This is a genomic window from Lujinxingia vulgaris, assembly GCF_007997005.1.
Taxonomy (GTDB): domain Bacteria; phylum Myxococcota_A; class Bradymonadia; order Bradymonadales; family Bradymonadaceae; genus Lujinxingia.
Window position 1 is genome coordinate 30,184 of record NZ_VOSL01000051.1, and the last position, 23,810, is coordinate 53,993.

At 64.2% G+C, this 23,810-nt stretch carries 15 protein-coding genes; 10 read left to right on the forward strand and 5 right to left on the reverse strand.

What is annotated here, in order from left to right:
- Positions 1-162: 162 nt before the first annotated feature.
- The 3 genes from FRC96_RS22650 (at position 163) to FRC96_RS11390 (ending at position 6,410) form a co-directional block, all read left to right on the forward strand.
- On the forward strand, positions 163-2,148 hold the full coding sequence (locus FRC96_RS22650; protein ID WP_283808929.1) for an FG-GAP repeat protein: 1,986 nt from the start codon (positions 163-165) through the stop codon (positions 2,146-2,148).
- Between the two features lie 99 nt (positions 2,149-2,247).
- Complete coding sequence (locus FRC96_RS11380) at positions 2,248-5,217, forward strand: hypothetical protein (protein ID WP_146974617.1); 2,970 nt, start codon at positions 2,248-2,250, stop codon at positions 5,215-5,217.
- A gap of 89 nt (positions 5,218-5,306) precedes the next feature.
- A complete protein-coding gene (locus FRC96_RS11390; RefSeq protein WP_230470162.1) occupies positions 5,307-6,410 on the forward strand; it encodes a hypothetical protein in 1,104 nt (367 codons plus the stop codon).
- Between the two features lie 67 nt (positions 6,411-6,477).
- On the opposite strand, the gene FRC96_RS11395 is transcribed toward FRC96_RS11390, so the two are convergent.
- The 3 genes from FRC96_RS11395 to FRC96_RS11405 all read right to left on the reverse strand — a co-directional run bounded on the left by FRC96_RS11395 (position 6,478) and on the right by FRC96_RS11405 (position 7,918).
- Entirely contained in the window at positions 6,478-6,768 is a 291-nt protein-coding gene (locus FRC96_RS11395; RefSeq protein ID WP_146974619.1) for a hypothetical protein, read from the reverse strand.
- Positions 6,769-6,855: 87 nt separating this feature from the next.
- Entirely contained in the window at positions 6,856-7,341 is a 486-nt protein-coding gene (locus FRC96_RS11400; protein ID WP_146974620.1) for a hypothetical protein, read from the reverse strand.
- Between the two features lie 61 nt (positions 7,342-7,402).
- Positions 7,403-7,918 carry an IS4/Tn5 family transposase DNA-binding protein gene (locus tag FRC96_RS11405; protein ID WP_146974621.1) on the reverse strand — a complete coding sequence of 172 codons (516 nt, stop codon included), beginning with the start codon at positions 7,916-7,918 and terminating at the stop codon, positions 7,403-7,405.
- Between the two features lie 303 nt (positions 7,919-8,221).
- Between FRC96_RS11405 and FRC96_RS22100 the strand changes: the two genes are divergently transcribed.
- Both FRC96_RS22100 and FRC96_RS22105 read left to right on the forward strand, forming a co-directional pair.
- Complete coding sequence (locus FRC96_RS22100; RefSeq protein ID WP_230470163.1) at positions 8,222-9,382, forward strand: hypothetical protein; 1,161 nt, start codon at positions 8,222-8,224, stop codon at positions 9,380-9,382.
- 162 nt (positions 9,383-9,544) lie between these two features.
- Positions 9,545-10,753, forward strand: a complete 1,209-nt coding sequence (locus tag FRC96_RS22105; RefSeq protein WP_230470164.1) for a hypothetical protein — start codon at positions 9,545-9,547, stop codon at positions 10,751-10,753.
- A 91-nt stretch (positions 10,754-10,844) separates the two neighbouring features.
- On the opposite strand, the gene FRC96_RS11420 is transcribed toward FRC96_RS22105, so the two are convergent.
- Positions 10,845-14,516, reverse strand: coding sequence for a HEAT repeat domain-containing protein (locus FRC96_RS11420; RefSeq protein WP_146974622.1), 3,672 nt, complete (start codon positions 14,514-14,516; stop codon positions 10,845-10,847).
- Positions 14,517-14,775: 259 nt separating this feature from the next.
- On the opposite strand from FRC96_RS11420, the gene FRC96_RS11425 reads away from it, so the two are divergent.
- Complete coding sequence (locus FRC96_RS11425; protein ID WP_146974623.1) at positions 14,776-16,380, forward strand: WGR domain-containing protein; 1,605 nt, start codon at positions 14,776-14,778, stop codon at positions 16,378-16,380.
- A gap of 1 nt (position 16,381) precedes the next feature.
- A complete protein-coding gene (locus FRC96_RS11430; RefSeq protein ID WP_230470165.1) occupies positions 16,382-17,272 on the forward strand; it encodes a WD40 repeat domain-containing protein in 891 nt (296 codons plus the stop codon).
- Positions 17,273-17,380: 108 nt separating this feature from the next.
- Here FRC96_RS11430 and FRC96_RS11435 read toward each other — a convergent pair whose 3' ends face one another.
- The gene (locus tag FRC96_RS11435; protein WP_146974625.1) at positions 17,381-19,363 is read right to left on the reverse strand and encodes an Ig-like domain-containing protein; all 1,983 of its coding nucleotides are present in this window, start codon (positions 19,361-19,363) and stop codon (positions 17,381-17,383) included.
- A gap of 349 nt (positions 19,364-19,712) precedes the next feature.
- Between FRC96_RS11435 and FRC96_RS11440 the strand changes: the two genes are divergently transcribed.
- From FRC96_RS11440 to FRC96_RS11450, 3 genes are all read left to right on the forward strand, one after another.
- A complete protein-coding gene (locus FRC96_RS11440; RefSeq protein ID WP_146974626.1) occupies positions 19,713-21,884 on the forward strand; it encodes a hypothetical protein in 2,172 nt (723 codons plus the stop codon).
- 54 nt (positions 21,885-21,938) lie between these two features.
- Positions 21,939-22,790: a hypothetical protein gene (locus tag FRC96_RS11445; RefSeq protein ID WP_146974627.1), complete on the forward strand. Its 852-nt coding sequence runs from the start codon at positions 21,939-21,941 to the stop codon at positions 22,788-22,790.
- Between the two features lie 594 nt (positions 22,791-23,384).
- Positions 23,385-23,789, forward strand: coding sequence for a YsnF/AvaK domain-containing protein (locus FRC96_RS11450; RefSeq protein WP_146974628.1), 405 nt, complete (start codon positions 23,385-23,387; stop codon positions 23,787-23,789).
- Positions 23,790-23,810: the final 21 nt, after the last annotated feature.

Consider the following 23,810-nt stretch of genomic DNA (forward strand, 5'->3'; position numbering starts at 1 on the left):
GGCTCGCACGCTCCAGAACCCTGATCCCCGGAGCTTCATCATACTGCGATATGCCCCCCGCGTGGGATGGTGGGGGGGCTGGACGCAATGACCATTCAGGCCGAGGCGCACACCTGCTTTGATACATCTCGTCACAAAACCAACCTGTGTATGAGGTGTTTCATGCTCCATCCCAAGCCCTCCGGCTCACTCCTTCCGCTGCTCCTGACCGCCCTTCTCACGCTCTCCCCCACGTTGGGGTGTGGCGGCGAGGAGGAGGCCGATACCCCTGATGTTGATGCCGGCGATCCGGGCGACGTCGAAGACGCCTCGGATGGCGATGCGGACGCCGACGCCGGGGAGAATCCGGATGCCGATCCCGACACCGACGCGGGAAGCTCCCCGGATGCGGATGCCGGCGAAAACACCGACACCGATGAAGATTCGGACGTGCTCGATCCTCCCCCCTGTCTGGTTGACGAATACGTCGACGCCGGCACCTGCACCGCCTGCCCCGCGGGCACCACCAACGAAGCCGGCGACGACCCGAGCGGCGAAGACACCTCCTGCGACCCCATCCTCTGCGCGGCTGACGAGCGCGTGGACGCCAACACCTGCGTCCCCTGTGGTGCCGAGCTCTCCAGCGTCGAAGGCGCTGACGCCTCCGGTCCCGACACCCAATGCTTCAGCGACGACGCCTGCTTCACCATCCTCGGCGTCGACTGCGACGCCTTCAACGGCACCTACTTCAAGGCCGCCGAACCCAATGGCGACGACCAGTTCGGCCAGGCCAACGCCATCAACGCCGACGCCACCGTCCTCGTCACCGCCGCCCCTTATGACGACGCCCCCGGCGCCACCGGCTTCGATCTCCTCTCTGAATACGGCGCCGTCCACATCTTTACCCGGGACGATGAGACCTGGTCGCTCCACTCCGAGATCACCGCCTCCAACCAGGGCGTGGGCGATAACTTCGGCCTCCACGCCCTCGCCATCGACGCCAGCGGCGACACCCTCATCGTCGGCGCGCCCAATGAGGACAGCGGCCCCGATAACCCCACCGAAAACACCCACCCCGACGCCGGGGCCGTCTACGTCTTTGAGCGTCAGACCACCGGAAGCGGTGATGCCTGGGTCGAGAGCGCCATCCTCAAAGCCTCCGACCTGATCGGCGGCGGCGATCGCTTCGGCTCTGCCGTCGACATCAGCCCCGACGGCAACACCATCGTCGTCGGCGCCCCGCTGGAAGACAGCCTCGACGACCCCGAAGATTTCAACGCCACCGACTCCGGCGCCGCCTACGTCTTTTTCCGCGACGACCAGGCCGACACGGGCTGGCGTGAGGTCGGGTTCTTAAAGGCCGATAACGCCAGCGGCGGCGATGGCTTCGGCGGCCATGTCGCGGTCGACGGCACCACCATCGCGATCGGCGCGCAGTACGAAGACAGCACCGCCACCGGCGTTAACCCCACCGACACCACGAACCCCGAAGGGTTGGAGTACGACGCCGGTGCCGTCTACGTCTTCAGCTTTGAGCCCGGCGTCAGCTGCTGCACGCAAGAGGCCTATATCAAAGCCTCCAACACCGACACCCGCGACCGCTTCGGCTACCGCGTCGAGCTGGCGGGCGACGTCCTGGCCGTCAACGCCCCCATCGAAAAGAGCAACGCCAGCGGCATCGACGCCGAGCAGATGAACAACGGCCAGCAAAGCGGCGCCGTCTACGTCTTCCGCCGCACCAACGGCACCTGGGCCCAGGAGGCCTACATCAAATCCCCCCTCAACCGTCAGGGCCACAACCCCGCCTTCGGACAGGGATTAGGCCTCAACGCCGACGGCTCCATGCTCGCCATTGGCGCCTTCCTCGACGACAGCAGCGCCGTCGGCCTCAATGGCGAGGAGCAGGATTGGGACCTCCCCGCCTCCGGCGCCGTCTTCCTCTTCGCCTTTGAGGGCGGGCAATGGACCTACTCGGCCTTTCTCAAAGCGCCGAACTCCATCAACGGCATCCGCTACGGCCAGGACCCCGAGTTCAGCGCCAGCGGCGAACACCTGGCCATCGGCGCCTACCACGAATCCGGCAATTCAAGCGGCATCGACGGCGACATGAACAGTTTTGGCACCACCCGCGCCGGCGCCCTCTTCATGCACCGCGTCGCGCCCTGGTAGCCGATCGTCGTGTCATGAGGCTGCGATGTCCTGTCGTGGCCTCATGACGATCCCTTCTTCGATCTCACCCCCTTAAACATACCGATCTGGAAAGCCGTCATGACGATCAAAACCCTGCACTCCTTCGCCCATCTAACCGCCATCGCCGCGCTCGGACTCCTCACGACCGGCTGCCCCCCTCCCGACAACGACCTCGATGACAGGCCTCCGATCGAAGATCCGGACGTGGGCACAGACGAGCCCGACGTCAGCCCGGACGCATTTGCCCTGTGCGAGGTTACGTCCGCCTCACCAGCGACCTACGCCCTCGACCAGGCGGAGCACGCCCTGGAGCTTCAGCTCCTCTGCGACACCCTGCCTCCGAATCGGCAGTTCGGTGAGTCCATCGCCTTTCGTGGGGAACGCACCCGCAGCGATGAGCCTGCCCTTCGCGTCGAGGCCTTCGACTGTGTGCCGGCCGAAGCGCTGCACGCCTGCTCGCTCAGCCTGGGCGGTCTTACTGCCCCCGAAGGCGTCGCCAACGAACATGTTGGCCCAGAGCGTTTGACCCTTGAAGACGCGTCGGGCCAACCGCTGGAAGTCCCCATCCGCTGGGCGCTTTCGGCGCAACAGATCGCTGACCTCATCCCGAACCGAGACATCTCGCGGCTGCCGGCTGCATTCTCGGAGCGCGGCCTCGACCTCTATGTCAGAGCGACCGAACAAGGCCGACTTATCGCCGGGACCATGCGCGCCGCCGAAGGCGGCGGCATCGAGATCGTTAGCGTCAACGACGAGGGCGAAGCCACGGTTCACGCGACCCTGGACGTCGATGACGAGGACCTCTCCGGATCGACGATCTCCCGGGAGACGGGCCCTTATTTCGAATTGGATGCGTGGAGCTTTGACCCGGACGAGGGCGTCTTTACCGGCACGACCGTCCTTTTTGACGCCGCCGGAGACTTCGAGCGCAGCGCGGGAGTGGACTCGGGCAGCTACGAGGGCCCGCAGCTCACCGAACTTCTCGGGATCACCTTTACCCCCGGCGACGCTCCCGGCGGACGGCGCCAGCACGGCACCGCGCTGATGCGCACCGCCAACGCCACACTCGCCATCATCGGTCTCGGCTACGGCTTCGACCCCGACGCCGTCATTCTGAGCAACCAGCTCGACGCCCTGGGCACCACCCCGGCCGCCGAGCTTGCCGAGGGGCAGGTGGGTCTGACCTCCATCCAGAACACCCCGCGTATCTGGTTTGTCGACGAGGCCCGGCAATTCAACCTCCTCACCACCTCCGGCGAAGCCCTGGGCTCGGCCTCCCTCGCCAGCTTCGGCGTCCAGTACCCCTTCGAACTCAAGCTACTCGCCAGCACCGACACCCGACTTCTCGTCGAGATCACCCGGGAGAACCAGCGTGCCCTGGCGTCGATTGAGGTCGATGGCGAAGGCATGGTTAACGGGAAGGTCGATCACCTCAACCTCCCCGAGAACTGCCGCCCCGACGGCCGCCGGTCCATCCTCGCCAGCAGCCCCTCCAGCCTCGCCATCCTCTGCAACGACTCCGCCACCGGCGCTCCCCTGCGCGTCGAATGGACTGGGCTTGGCGGCGAGGCTGCTGAGACGCCCAGCGCCCCCACCGCGGTGACGCCTCTGGTGCCCTCGCGACACTCTGGCCTCACCGCCGGTGACCTCGCCATGCGCACCCTCCTCCCGGACGGCACCATGCGCCTGGACAAGGTCAGCGACCTGAGCACCTCCTGCACCACCGCTGGCGACTGCAGCCTCCCCGTCACGGACTTTACCCCCGATGGCTGGCGCCTGAACCTGGCCCCCGGCAGCACGAGCTCCACCTGGTCGGTCGCCGCCTGCTGCGGCGGCGGCGATATCCTCATCGACGGCGTCCCCCTCTGCTGCGAGGGCCCGCCCTGGGAAGGCGAAGGTGGAGAGATCGACCTCAGCCTGACCGCCCCGCCCATCATCGTCGACGCTCCGGGTGCTTCCGCCGCCGACGACGTGGCCATGATCCTCATCAACGTCCGCCACGAGCGGGCCACCCACGCCGTCTGGACCCTCAACGCCCGGGGTGAAATCTCCGAGCCTGGCCTGCTGCACATCGATACCGGCGACGCCAACACGGCCGTGGTCTTCCAGAACGCCGAGAGCGAGGACAACGATGACGACGAGGCTCAGGAGGAAAGCGGCTTTATTGAAATTGAGCTTGTTGTCGAGTTCAGCGAGGGCGTCAGCGGCGACACCGTCGGGAGTACGTCCGGCACCTTCACCCTCACCGCCGCCCGGCTCGCGCAGGCCATCGGCGCCGACGAGCCCCTGAGCTTCTCCCTCGACGACCCCGCCTTCGATCTCTCCGACACGACCGTTCACACCGTCGTCAGCGCCCCGGCCACCCGCATCGCCACCGAAGATTCTGGCGATGGCGATCACCACGAGGTCCTCGCCACCCTCACCGCCGCTCAGGCCGCTCGCCCCCTGGTCTTCACCTACGGCAGCGAGGGCCTCGTCATGCGCAGCGCCGGCGGCAATGGCGACGAGGGCGATGCCCCCCTCGACGTCCTCCTCGACGACGAACCGCTCTCCTCGGAGAACCCCATCTTCGTGGGCGGCCAGGGCCCCGGCTCCAACATCCTGCAACACTCCGCGGCCGCTGGCGGTGTTCCCTTCCGCGGCAAGATCAAACGCATCGCAATCAAGAAAAGACGTGTGGGGACGAACCTCCACGCCTCATCGCGCACCGATGGCGAGTCTGAAGCCGTCATCTTCGAAGTCGTGCTCGAAGAGCTCACCCTCCCCGAAGCCCTGGCCGACCAGGAGCTCCGCCTCCTGGAGACCGGCGACTTCAACGGCGACGGCTTCGAAGACCTCGTCGTCCGCTCCTCCGAACGCGCCGGCGCCATCGTCCTCTTTGACGACGGCAACGGCGGACTCTCCCAAAACTTCCTCGAAGTCCCCGGCGGCCCCACCACCGTGTTCCCTCCCGGCGCCAACGCGGCCACTTCCGGAAATGGCAAAGGAACGCGCAAGGCCACAGCAGCCGTGGCCCGGCAAAGCAACACGGTACTCGAGCTTCTCTAAGTCCACGTCATCAACCCGGGTGATTCATGACAACGCGTCGCTAAATCACCCGGCCTTAACGCTCACGCAGAACACCTGGAGTGACACCCATGAACCCACGCATACTGGCCCTTCTCATCACCTTTGCCCTGGCCATTTCGGCCTGCAGTGGTGACTCCGATCCCACCGACGCCGACACCACGTCCGACTCCGGCGACACATCCGACTCCGGCGACACATCCGACTCCGGCGACAACCCCGACTCCGGCGACAACCCTGACTCCGGCGACAACCCCGACTCTGGAGACACCCCGGACTCCGGCGACAACCCCGACTCTGGAGACACTCCGAGCTTTGAGGCCTCCTGGTCCTGGGAGCTTATGATCGACAGCGCCCAGGCCGGCAGCCTGCAATTCGATGAGCACTATACAAACAGCACCATCGACGTGGCCTGCGAGATCGACGACACCGGCCTGCGCCTTCAGGCCCGCGTCCCCAGCCCGGTCTCCGGCTGTGAAGACGAAGAAGACGTCCTCCCCCTGATGGTCTTCGACTACGACGAGAACGGGTCGGTCAGCCAGACGGCCTATCCCGGCCCCTGGTCAGGCCTGGCCATCCCCCTCATCCATACCTTCAACGGAGACAACGGCACCTGCCACACTCGCCCCCTCTTCGAGCAGGACTATAGCGCCGACTTCACCACCGACGCCGAGGGCATCACCACCGTCGACATCGTCATCTCCGGCCAATTCGACGACAGCTTCGGCGGCACCTACCTCGAATTTACGAGCACCTTCGTCTTCGACGCCGACGCCTGCCAGTCCTATGACTCCGGCGACCCGGCCTGTGGCGGCGGTCAGACCGAGTGCGCCTACCTTCCCGCAGGCGAGCTGTGCACGGACTCCGGCTGCAGCACCGGGAGTCGGTGCACCTACCCCACCCAGGAGGAATGTGCCGCTCTGGACGCCACCGCGTGCCAGCAGAACCAACAATGCGAGTACTTCAGTGCTCAGGATCGGTGCATGTTAGGAACAGGCTTCTCCTTCTACCCGGAGAACTGCCAGCTTCCTCAGGTCACGGACCAGGGGCAGGCGTTCTGCGAAAGCCAGGGATGTGTCTGGCGAGAGGCCTGCACCGGCAGCGCCATCTCCTGCCAGGATGTTGCCCTGGAAGACGACCTGATGTGCTCCGGAGTCTTCGGCTGCACCTGGTAACGCCCCACCCGGCCGCCTCCCTCAAAGGTGAATATCTCCGGGGAGGCGGCCGACGGCTCATGATTGATCACATCTCCTCCATCATCTGCTTCGCGATCAGAAAGCCCTGCTCCAACTCCAGCAGATGAGCCCAGCCGCGGCCGAGCACCTGCCAGCCCGCCGGGCCATTGTTCTTGATGTGCCCGCCCAGCGAGGCGACCGCCGCCATAATGCGTCCGGCGGTGGCTTTTCGCTTCATGATCTTGGGGCGTTTCATCCTCAAAATCGCGAGCTGTGCGGGGGTGATCCAACCGCTGGCTTCGACGTCTTCGTGGTTGCGGCCCAGGTAGCGGATCACGAGCAGATTCGAGGCGATCATCGCCTTGACGCTCAACGCGGCAAGCAGCGTGTGGGCGCTCCGATGCTGCAATTTGGAGTAGGCCGCACCGGTCTTAAGTGCCTTAAATTACTCCTCAATCTGCCAGCGGGCGCGGTACCAGTCGACGATTTGCCAGCAGTCCTCGTCGGTGTCGATCGGGCGGTCGGTGACGAGCAGCCAGCGCACCGGATCTTCGCCTTCAGGCGCGCGGATCTCGCTGACCTCGACGACGTTCACACCGAAGCGCGCCGGAGAGTTGGCCGCCGGCAGATTGTCGGGGCGACGAAGCTCCACCCGGGTGGCGCGGATCTTGAGACGAGCGCTGCGGAAACGGCGAGCGCGGTGCGACTTGCTGGCCTTGCGTTTGGGCCGGGCGGAGAGCTTTATGGTGCGCATTGATTTCGACCATTCGACCTTATCGAGAACCGCCTCAAGCGGCGCTTTCTCGCTGCGTTTTGGGCCGGTGGAGACGTTGCGATCGCCGGTCATACGCACCACAAATCCATAGCCGGAGAACACCATCGGAAAGAGCGTGTTGAAGTCATCGCCCTCGCGATCCATGACGTGAATCACCTCGTCGACACCCTCCAGCCTGGCTTCGGCAGCCTCTACTCCGTCGAGCCAGCGCGCCTGTTCATTGTCCAGAAGTCCATTCTGCGCGCGCCAGAAATCTAAGCGCCTCCTGGCCCTCGATCTGCGAGGCGTGCACGTAGGGGCGACTGGCGACAAGTCCAAGCGGCGCGCGGGTTCCATCGGCGCTCACCGCCAGCGAAGCGTGCCAGTGAAAGCCCTGCTGATTCGCCCGCAGGCGCGCAAGATTCTCCCGAGATGGCTCGTCGTGAATGGCGTACGCAAACTCGGTGGTATCGTGCGCCACCAGCACGGTTTGCGACGCTTCGCTGCGCCGGGAAGTCTTGTCAAAATGCGGCTCAAGAAGGGTTTGGTGCTCGGCCGCATCGTTGCTCATCAGGCGATAATAGGCCTCAACCTCAGCGTGATTTTCCATCGCATCAGGAACCGATTTATCGGGTTGCGCGGCCAGTCGTCCGGCAATTCTGACGTAACGCTCGTTGCGCCGTTTATCGCCCAGATCCACGTCCTGGAGTTCATCGCTCAACGTCAGATCTGCCATCATCGTGGTCGCTTCCATCGCGCTCGTCCTTGTCTTCGAGTTTCATCGCTGTTGTCGGTGGCCAGTCGATCAAATTGAGGACGATTGCGCAAGGTGGGGCTGGGAGGGAAACGGGGAAGGCTGTGAGCGCGAGTGTTTATGCGGTGTTTAGGAGATGTGGGGGATCATGAGGGCCTCGGGCCTCCCCCTGGATTAACCTGGCCTATGGCATCGCCTCACGGCATTTTAGACAAATTACCTATTGCCACACTCCAACTGTAATAATATGTTACCTGACCTCGTTTTTGAATGCTGAACCTACCCCACAAGAGTGAGAAGACCATGCTTCAACGCCCGAACTGCCCCCTCAGCCTCATCCTTCTGATCATGCTCGCCAGCCCCCTGGCCTGCTCCTCCGACGACGGTGAGACTGACACCTCGCCAGACACCGGAGTGGTCGACACGGACACCGACACCAACACCACCCCCGACGCTGACACCACCCCCGACGCTGACACCACCCCCGACGCTGACACCACCCCCGACGCCGGCGACACCCCCGACGCCGACACCACCCCCGACGCCGACCCCAACCCGAGCTGCCCGCAGAACGGTTTTGACGCCCTCACCCTGGAAGACGCCACCGTCTGGGCCCCCCACTCGCTTAAGGCGTCCTTTCTGGGCGAAGCTAACGGCCAGGGCAAAGCCCGCGGCCTGATCATCAACTGGAACTTCAACAGCGGCGCCAGCAGCGACGTGGCCGACTACAACCCCTACGTGCTGCCCACCTTTGCCAACGGAAGCACCAACACGGTTGTGGTGATCGGCTACACCGGCTGCACCCCCGGCGTGCTTCCCTCGATCAACAGCTGCGAGGCCTCGTACTTCAACCAGTCGGGCAACCTGACCCTCAGCGCCCTGGGCACGCAGACTGGCGAGCAGCTCACCGGCGAGCTCTCCGAGCTGGTGATGGACGTTGTGGACTCCGAGGGTGAGACGAGCTGGTGCATCGACGCCTTCGACTTCGATCTTGGCGTCGTCTCCAACGTGCCCGCCCCTGGCGAGTGCCGCGTCGATGCGGACTGCGGCGGCAGCTCCTGCTTTGACCCGGAGGAGGCCCGGCGCTTTGCGATGTGCCCGCCGCAGAGCTGCAACTCCGAGCTGACCTTCTGCCTGGACGACGCGTCCTGCGGCGCCGGCGGCGTCTGCCAGCGCGCGCCGATGCACGAATGCGCCTGCAGCGCGGAGATGCCCATCTGCCAGCCCCGCTGCGTTGAAGACATGGACTGCGAAGCCGGCGAGGCCTGCGGCGACGATGGCCACTGCGGCCCGATCCCCTGCCAGGGCCTCGGCGCCAGCCCCGACTGCCCCGCCCACTACTCCTGCACCATCGACAACATCTGCGAGCGCACCACCTGCATGATGGATGACGACTGCGTAGACGGCCGCTGCGTCGAAGGTCGCTGCTACGAGAGCTTTGGCGCCTGCGCCTCTCAGTTCTGATTCTCGCTACTGAACACCGAAAAGCCCGGCTGCCGCCCACGCAGCCGGGTCTATTGATCGACGCCTACCCTTCACCCATCTGCGCTTGAAGCAGGTGGGTGAGGGTCTGGGTGTCGTCATCACCCCGCCTCCGCTCAAACCCACATCACACAGGTTCCAACCATGCACATGTTCACTCGCCAGACCCTCGGCCTCCTTCTGCTGCTGATGCTCGCCAGCCCCCTGGCCTGCTCCTCGGATGATGGTGACACCGACACCTCCCCAGACACCGGAGTGGTTGACACGGACACCGACGCCACCCCCGACGCCGACGACACCCCCGACGCTGACACCACCCCCGACGCTGACGCCGACGACACCGACGCCGACAACACCCCCGACGCCGACGACACCGACGCCGACAACACCCCCGACGCCGACGACACCCCCGACGCCGACGACACCCCCGACGTCGGGGATGACGACCCCGTGCCCGGCTGCGACTTCAGCGGGTTTGGCCCTCGCACCCTTGAGGTGGCGCGCTATGACCACAACGGCATCAACGCCATCTTCCACGGCGAAGCCGACGAGAACGGCAAAACCCGCAGCCTGGTCATCTACTGGCCCCAGGGCGGCAGCACCGATCTGGCCGACTACGACCCCTTTGTGATGAGCACCCCCGAGCAGGACGTGCCGATCAACGCCTTTGTGAACGGATGGACCGGCTGTGATCCCGGCGCCGACCCCACCCCCTTCACCTGCGAAACCTTCTTCTACACCGCCTCTGGCGAGATGACGCTCAGCGCGATCGGCACCCGCGCCGGGGCCTCGGTCACCGGCCGAATCAGCGACCTGGTCCTGCACCTGCTCGACTCCGATGGCGAGACCAAATGGTGTCTCAACGGCTTTGACTTCGACCTGACCCTGCCCGCTACCACCAACGATCTGGGCATGTGCAACGTCGAGGATGACTGCTACGCATTCGGGAGCAACTCCTGCCTGACGCCCGTGCAACATGAGCGCTACACCTACTGCGCGCCACGCACCTGCGTGCCCGCCGGTCAGATGACCGCCTGCGGCGACGACAGCGAATGCGGCACCGACGAGGTCTGCCGCCGCGCCGAAACGACCCGCTGCGCCTGCGACGGCTTTAATACCTTCTGCCTGCCCGGCTGCACCGCCGACGCCGATTGCGCCGAGGCCGAGTTCTGCGCCGCAGACGGCCACTGCAAAGCGATCGCCTGCGAGGATGGCGGCTGCCCCGATAACTTCTCCTGCTCTTCCGAGAACACCTGCCTGCGCACCTCCTGCACGACCGACGCCGAATGCGCCGGCGTGGGCTTCTGCGTAGAGGGCAAATGCCACGCCGAGATGGGGTACTGCGTCGACTAAGATCAGCGTTACACCCCCACAAAAAAGGGCCCCGCGGGGCCCTTTTTTGCGTTCTGCGCTCAGGGGTGCGAGCGCCCACCTCCCTACCGATTCACGACGCGACCTCGATCATCACAAGCTCCCCATTCTTTCCACCCACCACAATCGTCGGCCCCGGCCCAACGCCAAGGGACTCGATGGCGATGCCCGTCTCGACCTCCTGAATGAGCTCAAAGGTGTGTTTGTCGAACACCTTAACCGTCGTGCCGCTGCTGGCGCTGACCAGGTGCTCCCCGACCACCCGGATCGTGTAGAGGCTCTTGTCGAAGACGCCGCGGCGAATCACCTCGCCATGCGCGTCGAACACCACCACCGAGTCATCGCGCCTGCTGACGAAGACCTCACCATCGGCCGCCGCCATGCTCCAGAGCCCGCCGTAGCCGCTGACCGGTGGTAGCTTCCACTGCGCCGTCACCTTCAACGTGAAGGGGTTGACGACGAGTAAGCGCTCCCCCTGGTATTTGGCGACCAGGAAGTGGTCGTCGTCCAGCCGGACCATGCGTTGGAGGCCGAAGAGCGTCTTGGAGGTGTAGATATCTTCGCCCGTATGACGGTTGAGGATCCGCAGGGTGTCGTAGGGCGGGCTGATGAAACGGTCTCCCATCAGCGCGATCCAGTAGTCGAAGACACCTTCGCGCTCCCAGACCACCTCGCCATCGAGCGTACGACAGGCGGCAAACTCGCCACTGATGGCGTAGACGTGCTCGTCGTCCATGACCGCGTCGCGTAACCCGTCCTTAAACGCGTACTTCGCGAGAAGCGTGCCCTCGCGCGACCACCGAATCACCGACTTATCGTCGCAGGAGGTCAGCACCTGGTCGCCCAGGATCTGCACCGATCGGATGCGCGAGGTGTGGCCTTCGGCGTGGGCAGAGGCGCCAAAGGGTCGCGCGGAGAGTCCGAGCCCTGCCTTTTTGGCCTCCGCGTTGGCTTTTGCTTCGGCCTCGGCAGCGAGCGCCGCTTCGACCTCGGCGGCGTAGGGCCGCATGCGGGCGTGCAAATCGTCGAAGTTGTGTTTGATGTACTCCGCGCCCCTGTAATGCGGGTTGCTCGACTTCCAGAGCCGACACAGACGCCGCAGCATCGCCTCGGTGTCCAACTTCGACATCGCCTCAATGAGATAATAGGTGCGTCGGTGCGCATCCCTCACATAGCCGTTGGTGTAGCCGGTGAAGCGACAGTAGAGGTCGGCCAGCGCGAGCACCTCGGCGTCGAGCGCGTCGCCGACGCCCTCTTCCGCGGCCTTGATCACGAGGTTATGCCGGAAGATGGCGTTGGGGTCGGCCAGCGCTTCGCGCAGGCCCTCCACACCACGGCTCTCCCAGATGAGCTCGACTGTCGGACGGTCCATCCAGCGCAACCCAAGGTCGACGCCCGGCGCCTCCAAACCTTCGATCGCCGCCGTGCGCACCACGGCATACTCGTGATGCAGGTACTCCCGCAGCCGCGCTTCTGCCACAGCGGCGTCGGGATGATGCCGATACAGCCTGGCGAGCGTCTCATGCAGCTCCCGGTCGTCGTAGGTGGAGTTCTCAACGATCAGGTTGAGCTCCGCCACGAGTGACCAGTCGACAGCGTCGGCGCCGCCGGTCTGGAAGGCCGCAAACTGCTGCATGCCGTGCTCGTAGGCCAGGTTGAGCAGCGATCCGTTATTTTTGACGATGTAGGCGTCGATGGCGGATCGGGCCTCCTCGGTGCCGATATGCGCCAGGGCAAAGAGCACGGGCCGCGTCGCCTCCGAATCGACGTACGCGATCAGGGTCTGGGTCGCCGCCGCGTCGCCGATGCGTCCCAATGAGGCGGCCGCCCGGGGACGCACCTTGTCGGGCCCCTTCTCCATCAGTTTCATGAGGACTTCGACCGCCTCACTGCCGCCCAACGCCCCGAGCGCTTCAATCGTCGCGAGCAAGGGGTCGCTCTTCGACATCTCCATCAAGAAGTTGCCGTTCGGCCACCACAACTCCTTGACCATCGCGACCAGTTTGCCGACGTGCGCGGGATCGCCGAGCGCGGCAAACCCCCGCGCCGCCGCGGTCTGCGCGCGCCGGTACTCATCGCGCGTATCGAGCGCCGTCAGCAGATGCGGCAGCATACGCTCACCCGCCGCCGCGGCCGCCAGCCCCAGGCGCTTCCAGTCGTGGCCGGTCCAGCTCTCCGGCTTGCCGAGCAGCGGGCCGATAAGATCCGACGGCTCGCGCCAGATGATCTCGTAGAGCTCCTCGTCTTCGTAATCGTGCCCCCGGCCATCGCGGCTGCTTCGGTGCTCATCGATGAAGTGCCACCGGCGCGCCCACAGCTCCCCCTCGGGCGACGCCTCGATGACCCGGGCAAAGACGCGCTCGGTCGCCTCCTTATCATCGAGCTCCCACAGCGCTTCCTTCATCGCGTCGACATCCCCCTCGGCGATAAGCTGGTCGGCGCGCTCCATCGCAGCGTGGTGCGCCGCGTTCGCCAGCCGCTCGGCCTCTTCGTCCTCGCGGGCGCGCTCCTCGGCCCGGTCGGGGTCGAGATCGAGCGCCAAAAACTTCTCGCGCAGCGCGAAGATGTCTTCGATCGTGCCCAGCTTGGTGCGACCCTCCAAAAACGCTCGCACCAGCGCGACGCAATCGCGCACCACCGGCGAATCGTGCGATGCCACAAGCTGAAGACACTCTTCGAGCTCGGGCTTGTCGAACCAGAAGAGCCGCCAGATCCAGTAGAGCGCCGACGACGCATCAAAAGGCCTCGTTTTGGCCTGCTCGAAGTTCAACTCGGCGTGCAGGCTTTCGTAAAAGACCTCGGCGAGCTCCTCAAACGCGCCGATGCTGGTGTTGCGCAAGAGGTCGCTGATCCAGACGAATTTGTGGAAGAGGTAGAGCGCGTCGGACTTCGCCTCATAGCCCGGCTCAAACTCCGTCCCCTCTTCCAGCTCGTCGAAATGCCACGAGAGCGCGACGCGGCCCTCCAGCCGGCTCATATCCTCGGTGATCTGCGCCAGGCCGGGCGCTTCGTCCTCCGCGTCCTCGTTGTCGAAGAAGGCCACGTAGCAGCGGTTTAGCCAGGCGAAGGACGAGAGCGAATCGGCGCAGACAAAGCTCGGCGAACTCGTCTCATGATCATAAAAAACCACCTCGACGCGCTGCGGGTCGAGGTCGTCGATGTGCGCAAAATACTGATCGCCATTGCCCGCGCTGCCGATGCTCACCCAGCGGGCAAACTGGCCCATCATCGCCGTAGCCAGCACGTTCTCCTGATCCATGAGCACGAGCTGCTCGAAGAGGTTTCCTCGCTCCGCCTCCGGCAGCCAGAGGTCCTCATCCCACATCCGCCACTCGCCGAAGTTGCAATAGCCAAACCGGTGCGAGGAGCGCCAGGTCAGGTACTGGTCCAACTCCTCGGGCAGGGGTTTGGCGAGGTAGGCCTCCCACCGGTCGCGGTAGGCGATCGAGTCGGCCTCAGTCACGCCCATCGCTTTCCACACCTCGAGGACCTCGTGTTGCCAGTACGCTTTGACGCGCTCGTCCTGGCTGAAGCGCTCGTCGGGCGGAAGGCGCTGCACAAACCCGAGATCGCGCTGCGCTCGCGCCCTCTCGCGCATCAACGCCAGCGCCTCGCCTTCATCGGCGACCTCGTGCGTCTCAACGACCGAGCCGGCTTCGCCCAGGGGGCCTGAGCGGACGGTGACGATGTCGTCCTGATAGTCGACACGCCAGAATTCTTCAGCGTTCTCAAGGTAATACGTCATCGCGTCTCCAACACATGATGTCGCGCTAAGCGATCATTGACGGCATAAACAGCGGTCGCCATTCAGGGTGAGTACGCCGATTCTGGCCTACAGCGCCAACATGCGCAAACACGTTCCGGAGGCGCAGAATCATAAGTTTCCGTCGATTTTCTCGCTCTAACTTGGTATATCCGCGGCACTCACGAACATTGCAGGCCCGATTCAGCTCGCCCTCGCCGTCCCATGCGCATCACCTGGATTCCCCTCATCGGAGTACACCATGACGCATTACCTTGAGTACGTGGACGACACGTCCGCCAAGTTCTGGATGATCAAGCTTCTCGGCAACTCGCACACCGTCACCTACGGAAAGATCGGCTCCGAGGGGCGCGCCAGCACCAAAGAATTCGACTCCGCCGAGGAGGCGCAGAAGAGCGCCGCCAAACTCATCGCGTCCAAAAAGAAGAAAGGATACACGGCGAGCGCCAGGACCGACGCCAAACCCGCCGCTCAGCTCACCAATGACGAGGCTGTCGAGAAATACGGACTCGCCGACCGCTACGTGGGAAACATCCGATTCGCCAAAGTCATCGTCTTCGAGGGTGATGTCGAGATCTACGGTGACGTCAACAAGAACACCGTGGAGTCCCTCTTCTTTGATGGCGAGCGCGAGCCCACCGACGAGCTGGTGATCATCGACGGCAACCTCACCGTCCACGGCAGCCTGGATCTGACCGAGTATTACCCCTGCCTGCTCGTGCTCGGAGATCTTCACTGCGACTTTGTGACCAGCGTCAACTCCTACAAAGAAGTCACCGGCGACGCCTACATCACCACCGCCTTCATCGGGAACTACAATCACGGGCAGATGGTCGTGGAGGGGACCACCCACGTCCCGCTGATCCTCAACAGCGATCACGGCTGCACGATGACCCCCAACCTCAAAACGGTCTGCATCAATTATTGCGGCTACCACGACGACTTTTTTAAGTACGATTATTACGTCGACGAGCTAAAGAACCTTTTCCCCGACGAGTTCTTCGAATGGTTTGATGAAGATGACGACGAGGACTTCGACTTCGAGTGGTGGTCGCTGGCGGCGACCCTGAAGTCGGGTGCCTCGCCATTCCTGGAGGGCGCCGCGCCCGACCTCCTCTCCGCAGAAGAGATCCGCGCCATCGCATCGGGTGACGCGCCGGCCGGCGAAGCGCCGGCGAGCAACCCCAAACCGACCACGATGAGCCCGGCCGAGGCCAAAGAAGCGTTTGAAGCCTTTCGAGCCGAGCCGGCCCTGACCTTTTTGAGCATGTGCGGCGACGCCACGGTCTACCGCGGCAATGTCACCAGCGACGTGAGCGATATTTTGGATCTGGCGCTCACACTTGGCGAGCAGGGCACACCGATTGTCATCGACGGTGACCTCACGCTGACCGCCGATTCCGTGGAATGGGGCTCGGAGTCGGAGTGCAACCTGCTGCTCGTCACCGGCGACCTCCGCGTCAATCACCTCGTCATGTCGGAGGTCGGCGACATCACCGTGCAGGGCGACCTCCACGCCAAGACCCTCGTCGGCATGTACGGCGACAACGGCGGCAGCCTCAACGTCGCCGGCGATGCCCAGGTCGAGGTCCTCGTCGCCACGACCTATTTCTGTTTCGGCTTCGGCGGCAACGTCCAGGCAAAACACATCATCGGCGACACGACCTACGCCACCGACTTCACCGAGGACTACATCTCCACCGCATCGATCAACCTCTTTGTGCCCGAGATGATCGAAGGTGGCGAATTCTCAGCCTGGAAGCTCTTTGAGGCGCGCGTCGCCGGCAAAGAGGTCTTCGTCAACAATGGCCAGGCCCTTGAGGGCGCCTACGAACAGGAGTGGTAGTATGAAGCGTCCATCTATGTCGGCCGTTTATGGCCTCGCGCTCAACCCGGACGGAACTCTCCTGGCCGCCGCCGGGCCGGGCAAGGGCATCATCTTCGACACCGCCAGCGGCAACGCCGTCATAAAGATTCCCGGCGCCACCGGCCACGCGTATGACGTCGACTTCGCCCCCGATAGCAAGAGTGTCGTGATCTGTTTTCACGGCGGGCATGTCCGTCAGTACGACGTGCAGAGTGGCGATGAGATCGCCAGCTACACCGGACACGCCGGCGTCCCGCAGGGTGTGCGTAAGGTGAAGTTCAGCCCCGACGGCCAGCAGTTGGCGTCGGTCGCCGAAGACTCCACGCTGCGCATCTGGGACACCCAATCGACCGACGAGGTGCAGCGCTTCAAAGCCCGCGCCGACGTCAACACCGTGGCCTGGGGGCCGGGCGAAAGCCACATCACCTTCGCCACGGACGTCGGGCTGCACACCGTCGAGATCGCCTCGCGCCGCGGCAAGACTCTGGACACCGGCGCCATCGCCGACGTTCAAGTCGTCAATAACCAGATCCTTGCGGCCTGGGATGAGGCGATTCGTTTTCTCACCCCCGACCTCGAGATCACACGCACGCTCGAACAGAGTGCGGTCTCCCGGATGCGGGCCTACGAAGGTTATCTCTTCGCGGCCTCCTGGTCCGGCGCCGACGCCGGCGTCCACCGCTGGGATCTCTCCGACGGAACGCGCCAGCGGCTGCCGCTGCCCGCGCCCGTTGGCGATGGGCCCCACGCCGTCTGGGCCCTCGCCATCGACGCCGCTCGCGGGGTGCTCTACGCGGGCTGCAATCCCATGAAAGGTTCGTCGAACATTGTGGCCTGGGATTGCGCGTCGCTTGACCTGCTCGATCTCTGAGCCTGAATGACGGCGATCGTCATTCTGCTCACAAAAAAGGGCCCCGCGGGGCCCTTTTTTGCGTCTTACGCTCAGCGGTGCGCGCACCGCCGGCACAAAACGATTTTATTAATAATCGTCGAACACCACCGCCGCCGGCGTCGCGCCGGCCCCGGGCGCCTGACCCCAGCAGAAGATCTCCAGCGCCTCGGTCCACCCGCAGGTCAACCCGTCGCCGGCGTCGATCTGCACAAAACGCTGCGCGAAGCTTGCGGCCTGGGGGTTGGACTGGTCGGCGCTGAGCTCGCGGCCGAGGCGGCCACCGTCGAACGCTCCCCAGCAGAGCGCCTGGCCGGCGGAGAGGCCGCAGGCATGGTCGCGACCCACGGTCAGGGCCGTCAGGCCGCTCCCAAGGGGCAGGGCGAGCGTGCGGGGCACGTTGACGTCGGCGGTGGCGCCGTTGCCGATCTGCCCGCGGTCGCCCGCTCCCCAACACACCGGCAGCCCCGAGGGGCTCAGCCCGCAGCTGAAGTCCTCGCCGGCCTCCAGGTAGGCGAAGGTGTAGCCGCCGTCGATAAATTTTGGCACCTCGCTCGGGGTGGTGGGGGTGGTGCCATCGCCGAGCTGGCCGCGATCGCCCGCGCCCCAGCAGTAGGCAAAGTCATCGCTGGTGACCCCGCAGCTGTGGCGACTTCCGGCCGCCACGAGCACAAAGTCATGGCCGCCGCCGACCTTTTGAATCACGTGCGTCGACGCGCCAGCGTGGCCGGCCTGGCGCGCGTCGTTGCGGCCCCAGCAGTGGATGTCGCCCTGATCGTCGACCGCACAGGTGTGCTCCTCTCCGGCCGACACCGAGACAAAAGCCGCGCGTCCGCCACCCGAGAGGCGCGCGCCCAGGATTTGCGACGGGACGAGCACCGGATCGCCCGCGGAATCTCCCGCCTGCCCGTAGTCATTGCGGCCCCAGCAATAAAGTTCGCCGGCCGCGTTGATCAAACAGCCGTGCCCGCCGCCCAGGCTCACGTCGCGCAGGCCCGGGCCGTAGCCCAGGCGCACCGCCGCGCCGCGATCGTCGAGATCCCCCACCCCGAGCTGACCCTGGCTGCCCTCACCAAAGCAATAGAGCTGCTCACCCGAGATCACACACCCGGCCCCCTCGCCAGCCAGCACCTCCTGCACCGAGAAGATCACCTCGACCTCCACCTCATCATGGAGGTCACCGACCGACGCGGAGATCGTCGCCGTGCCCGGCGCCACGCCGGTGATCACGCCATCTTCGACGGTGGCCACCGAGGTGTCTGACGAGGCCCAGCTCAGCTCCACCCAGGGCATCGGATCGCCGAGCTCGTCGAGGGCCATCGCCTCCAGCGTCACGCTCCCGAGCGGGTAGATCGCCGCGGGGTTGCGCGGGCTTATCGCCACCGCGTCCACCGGGGCGTCCACCACCGTGAGGGTGGCGCGCCCCTCGATGCCGTCGATGGTCGCGACCACCTCGACCGTCCCCACGCTCAGCGCGCGGGCGATGCCACGAGCGTCGATCGAGGCCACACCCATGTCGGTGGTCGTCCAGGTCGGCTCACCGGCGTCTTCGATCACCACGTCGCCGGCGTCGCGCGCCACGGCCACATACTCGACCGCCTCACCAAGCTGCAGCGTGTAGTTGGCCGGCACCACATCCACGCTTGCCACGGGCGCCGAGACCACCCGCGCCGGCCAGTCCTTCTGCACATCGCCCGCCCGCGCGGTCAGCGTCACCGCCCCCGGCGCACGCCCCACCGCGATGCCCGCCGACGAGATCTCCATCACCTCCGGATCGCTGCTCTCGAAGCTCACCCGCACCTCCAGCTCCTCGCCGGACGCGTTCACCGCCTGCGCTTCGGGCCGCAGGATGGTGTCGAGCTGCACCACAAAGGTGTCTGAGGGAAACACAATATCGGCCACCACCCGATCGGGCTGCGCGTCGACGTCGCTCCCGGCATCCTCCTCCACGTCGGGGCCGCCGGTGTCGGCGGTGGATGGAGGCGGCGAGTCGGACTGGCCGCAGCCGGCGGCCAGGAGGAGGGTGAGCAGGAGGGTGGGGAGGGGGCGAAAGGCATGTTTCATCATCATCATCCATAGTCCGGGAGATCAGACGTGGCTCGTGGGTCAGGGTATCCGATGTATCTATGACAGATTATGGCCCGATATACACCTCGGACGTCCATATGGGGAGCATGTGCCGACGAGCAGAATGAATATCCAGGCGATCATGAGGTCTTTTTCGCCACATAAGAACAACGCTCGGGTCGAGGTGTGACGGCACCGTTCAACAACGTGTTATCAGGTCATTGGACGTGATCTACCCTGGCGACGCTAAAACCATACACATGAAAACGCTTCATTCGTTGACCCGATCGAAGACGTCGACTAACCCTGTTCAGGCTATTCACAACGAGCTCTTCTTCTTTACGGAGATTTTGAGATGCGCCCTTCCCCCTGGCCGCTGCGCGCGCTCTGCCTCAGCATGGCTGCGCAGGCGATCGCCTGTACAAATACGCCCGATGTCCCGGCTGACATGCCAACCCGCGCGACCCATCAGGTGTTAGAGTATTCGGGCGCGATTCAAAACAACGACGCCCCCCTGGGGAGCGGGCTGTATCGTAACGATCTCGCGTGGCACGCCGCGCCGGCAGGCGTATGCCTGCCGGAGTTCTTCCCCAGGATCTTCCCTCAATGGTCTGCCCCCCTCATCGCCGGATTTCTCCGCAGCGAGCAGGACGTCGATTGGGAGATCTCGGGCGCTTTGAGCGTCGCGATGAGTGATGAGGCTGACGCGATCGAGGCGTTAAAAGCCAGAGCGCGCGCGAAGCTGGCGGCGGGCGACGAGGGCACACGTCTGCTCTTTATGGTTTCAAAAATCACCACCGCGATGCGTAGCGTGATCCCCAGCCGTGAGGGGGGATGGCCACAGGGATCCAACTCGCGATGCGCCGGCGACGACGCTATCTCCGATCTCGAGGACTTTGTGTCCAACTGTGGCACGCATTATATCGATAAAGAAACCCTGGGAGGCTATGTCGTGATGTTGGCAGACATCACCTCACTTGATGAGCGTGATGTCGAAACCCTGGCCGACTACCTTCAAGTACAAAGTCCGCTTTCTGTCGACGAAGAACTCCCCCCTCTTTCTTTCGACTGGGCGATCGACGCCACGACCGGATCGCTTCTCAGCGACGTGCCCCTCGATGTGTATGTGTACGGGCTACCCTCTCCGCCCGTAGCGCGTGTGCATGAGCAGGCCTGGGGCACCACCGACCTGAAAGACTGGGGGCGCTATATCGCAAACCTCCGCCGGTCCGTTGAGGAGGCGATTCGCCAGGAATCCATCGACTCACCGGATTATGGCCGCCGCGTCGATGTCGACATTTTGGAATATACTCGAACTCACCTTGAAGACTGTGAGGCTGTCTCGGAGAGCATCCACAGAGAATTAGCCTGTGTGCAAGAGCTCGACACGCACGAGGCCACGCTCATGGGGCCAAACGTCCTCATCGACCACACCATCGCGATGTACGCGCGGATGCTGGAAAACCCGCACCTCATCATCTGGCCCAATCTGGGGTCAGGCCCCGAAGACGCGCAGGCGTTGTATCGGAGCGCGAAGGAGCAGCTTGAGACCTGTGCCGACACCATCACCCGCACTCAGGAGGCCTGCGACGCACGCGTGAATGGGGATGACTCCTCCCCCGGGGCTTCTGGAACGTCGGTGTGTGAAGCCTGCGCCATCCCGGAGGGCTGCAGCGAGCGCGACCTCTCCACGCTAATCGAGAGCCTCCCGCCACTCGACAGCGCCGCGCTCGCCGGGCCCCTGCTGATCGAGCGTTTGGGCTCCGCACGCGAGGCGATCGCGGGCTACCGGCAGATGCAATGCGTCTTAACAGGGCTGGGAGGAAGGTTTGCCGGCGGAGGCGAAGGGGTGTTTCTGGAAGCAGGCACCTTCCATTCATCTCAACATCATTGGATCTTGCATACCTACTCCCAACACGATGACCCCTCCCAACCGATCTATTCTCAATACAGCTGCGTACGTCGCGACCGCTTCATCGGCCATGACCACTCCCTGTGGTTCACACACGGCAATCTCACCCTGGTGGATACGCGCACCCGGGGTGACCGTATTGAGTACCATGGCGACCTATCGAACCTGGTGGCTTTAAGTGGAATTCGAGGTCGCCTTGCCGGACTTGGGGAGGGCGCCGAAGTCCATATGCCCGTCGACCGGCTGGATTGGAGAATCGTCGCCAGCTCCCAGCAAGGTCCCCTTCAAGCCTCATTTATGGAGTTTGGCCTGAGCTCAACGTACACGGGCATGCACCAGCTCTACCACGATCCGACGACCTATATGGACGTGTTCACCGCGCACGCCAACCCCTACGGGAGCTCACGCCCGCATGTCCAAACGCGCATGGCCCCGCTCAACGACGCGCTCTGTTATTTAACCGAAGTCGGTGGACAATTTGATGGGGGAGCAGAACGCATCTGGATGTCGAAGAGCGAAGGCTTCTGGATGTTGAACGCGCGAGCAGCGGCCGGGAAAGAAGTCAAAGCCTCCGCCTCCTGCGTCTATTACGATCAGCGCAGGCAGAGCCTGTGATCAGGCTTTCCCTCAACGCGTTCGCAGCCCAAAAACTCTCTATTGGATGCCATCATGACTCGCCACACCTACGCCCTCCTCGCATCTCTGGCGCTCCTCGTCACGGGCTGCACCGATCCCAATACAGTGGCCGCTGAGTGTTCACCGGGGCAGCTTCAAGACTGCTCCGAGGAACCGCCTGACTACCGGCCGCTAGACGCCGATGACATCCCGCGTCTATGTGAAGAGGGGTGCACCCACGTCGCGTTTTTTGATCTGGGTGGCCTGAGCGATGTCACCGAGCTGGATAGTTTCAATCATTTAACGCGGCTCGGCGAGCTCTTCTATCGGTCTCAATATAACCTGAAAATTCTTGATGGGTTCTCCTCGGTGGAGCGCCTGGGTGGTGTTTCACTCGACGACAGCAGCACGCTGGAAGCGTTTCGAGGGTTCGACCGGCTGGAGCGTATCGATGCTCGTGTGGAGATAAAATCCCATCCCGAGCTGCGGGCGATCACGGCGTTTCAGAATGTTCGAGAGATTGGAGAGCTGGTTGAGCCGCTGGACGAGCGTCTTCCCACCGAGCAGAGTTTCCGACTTGAAATCAGCAGCGCTAACAAGCTCACAGACTTGAGCGGCTTCTCCAGCCTGGAGGTCGTCAACTTCCTCGCGCTCCGCCATCTGGGGGCGCTGACTTCGATGGATGATTTCGGATCGCTGCGGGAGACCAAGACCTTCGTATTGCAAGATCTGGCATCGCTGGAGTCGATCGAAGGGTTGGCGTCTATGGAGCATATCCATCAGGCCGCGCGTTTTCTGGATCTGCCCAATGTGAAGCGCTGTGAGATCGAGGCGTTTATTGATGGATTGGAGACGCCGCCCGTCGATCTGATGATCGAGCGGGTGAGTGAAGATCCCTGCGACTGAGCGCTTTAAGCGCGACGCAAAGGGCGGATCGGAGCGCGGGCGCGCCGGGGCATCTCGGAGGTGAGAGATGCGACGGGGCGCCCACGTTGCTCTGGCTCGACGCAACATACGGGCGGTGGATGAAGGTCAGGCGTCGAGGGGGTCACTTCACACTCACAGTGCCTCTTCGCCACGGGTCGAGGGGGTCAAAACAGGCACACCCTGCCTCTTCCCTGGGGGGCGAGGGGGTCAAAACAGGCACACCCTGCCTCCTCGCCGGGGGTCGAGGGGGTCAAAACAGGCTCATGGTGCCTCTCCCGACCCCCTTTACGCCCCCTTCGGGGTATATCGTTGGCGTGTTCTTAGCCCCGAGCGCCCTCGGAGCCCGCAGGGCCGGCGTTTCGCGCGCCCCCCCTCCCGACGCCCGGTCCTCGTGTCCCGTCGACGCCCTATCTCGACGCCTTCCTGGCACGCCGAGACAGGCGCGCAAAACGACTGCAACACATTGAAATCTTTGGGGATTTACGTCTCGCGCACACATTACGCCTGTGCTTCGATGAGCGCGGCCCCGGTGCCGTGCCGCGAGTTGGGACGCGTCTATGAGCGGGTTCGGTCATGAGTAAAGACGACGAGGTCAAACGCACGATTCTCCCGGTAGCACGGGAGGAGATCCGGGTGGGGGTGCGCGAGGTGGAGGGGGCGAGTGTGCGCGTGACGAAGCGCGTTCACGAGCGTGACGAGGAGGTCGAAGTGCCTCTGGAGGCCACCGCCCTGGAGGTGGAGCGCGTGCCGGTGGGGCGAGTGGTGGAGGCGCGTGAGGGCGCGCGGCGGGAGGGGGAGACGACGATCATTCCGGTCTACGAGGAGGTCGCCGTCGTGGAGAAACGCCTCGTGCTCAAGGAGGAGCTTCATATCACGCGCCGTCACTCGCAGCGCGTTCACCACGAGGAGGTCACCCTCCGCCAGGAGGAGGCGATCATCGAGCATACAAGCCCCCCGCAAAGTCGGGAGTCATCGTAGTTGCACCTTCTGCAGACGAGG

What these genes read in the sequence shown, in the direction of transcription:
- FRC96_RS11395 (WP_146974619.1), bottom strand. Translation starts at nt 6,768, where the DNA reads ATGATCGCCTCGAATCTGCTCGTGATCCGCTACCTGGGCCGCAACCAC.
- FRC96_RS22105 (WP_230470164.1), top strand. Translation starts at nt 9,545, where the DNA reads ATGCACATGTTCACTCGCCAGACCCTCGGCCTCCTTCTGCTGCTGATG.
- FRC96_RS11430 (WP_230470165.1), top strand. Translation starts at nt 16,382, where the DNA reads ATGAAGCGTCCATCTATGTCGGCCGTTTATGGCCTCGCGCTCAACCCG.
- FRC96_RS11390 (WP_230470162.1), top strand. Translation starts at nt 5,307, where the DNA reads ATGAACCCACGCATACTGGCCCTTCTCATCACCTTTGCCCTGGCCATT.
- FRC96_RS11380 (WP_146974617.1), top strand. Translation starts at nt 2,248, where the DNA reads ATGACGATCAAAACCCTGCACTCCTTCGCCCATCTAACCGCCATCGCC.
- FRC96_RS11420 (WP_146974622.1), bottom strand. Translation starts at nt 14,516, where the DNA reads ATGACGTATTACCTTGAGAACGCTGAAGAATTCTGGCGTGTCGACTAT.
- FRC96_RS11405 (WP_146974621.1), bottom strand. Translation starts at nt 7,918, where the DNA reads ATGGAAGCGACCACGATGATGGCAGATCTGACGTTGAGCGATGAACTC.
- FRC96_RS11445 (WP_146974627.1), top strand. Translation starts at nt 21,939, where the DNA reads ATGACTCGCCACACCTACGCCCTCCTCGCATCTCTGGCGCTCCTCGTC.
- FRC96_RS11450 (WP_146974628.1), top strand. Translation starts at nt 23,385, where the DNA reads ATGAGTAAAGACGACGAGGTCAAACGCACGATTCTCCCGGTAGCACGG.
- FRC96_RS11435 (WP_146974625.1), bottom strand. Translation starts at nt 19,363, where the DNA reads ATGATGATGATGAAACATGCCTTTCGCCCCCTCCCCACCCTCCTGCTC.
- FRC96_RS22100 (WP_230470163.1), top strand. Translation starts at nt 8,222, where the DNA reads ATGCTTCAACGCCCGAACTGCCCCCTCAGCCTCATCCTTCTGATCATG.
- FRC96_RS11425 (WP_146974623.1), top strand. Translation starts at nt 14,776, where the DNA reads ATGACGCATTACCTTGAGTACGTGGACGACACGTCCGCCAAGTTCTGG.
- FRC96_RS22650 (WP_283808929.1), top strand. Translation starts at nt 163, where the DNA reads ATGCTCCATCCCAAGCCCTCCGGCTCACTCCTTCCGCTGCTCCTGACC.
- FRC96_RS11440 (WP_146974626.1), top strand. Translation starts at nt 19,713, where the DNA reads ATGCGCCCTTCCCCCTGGCCGCTGCGCGCGCTCTGCCTCAGCATGGCT.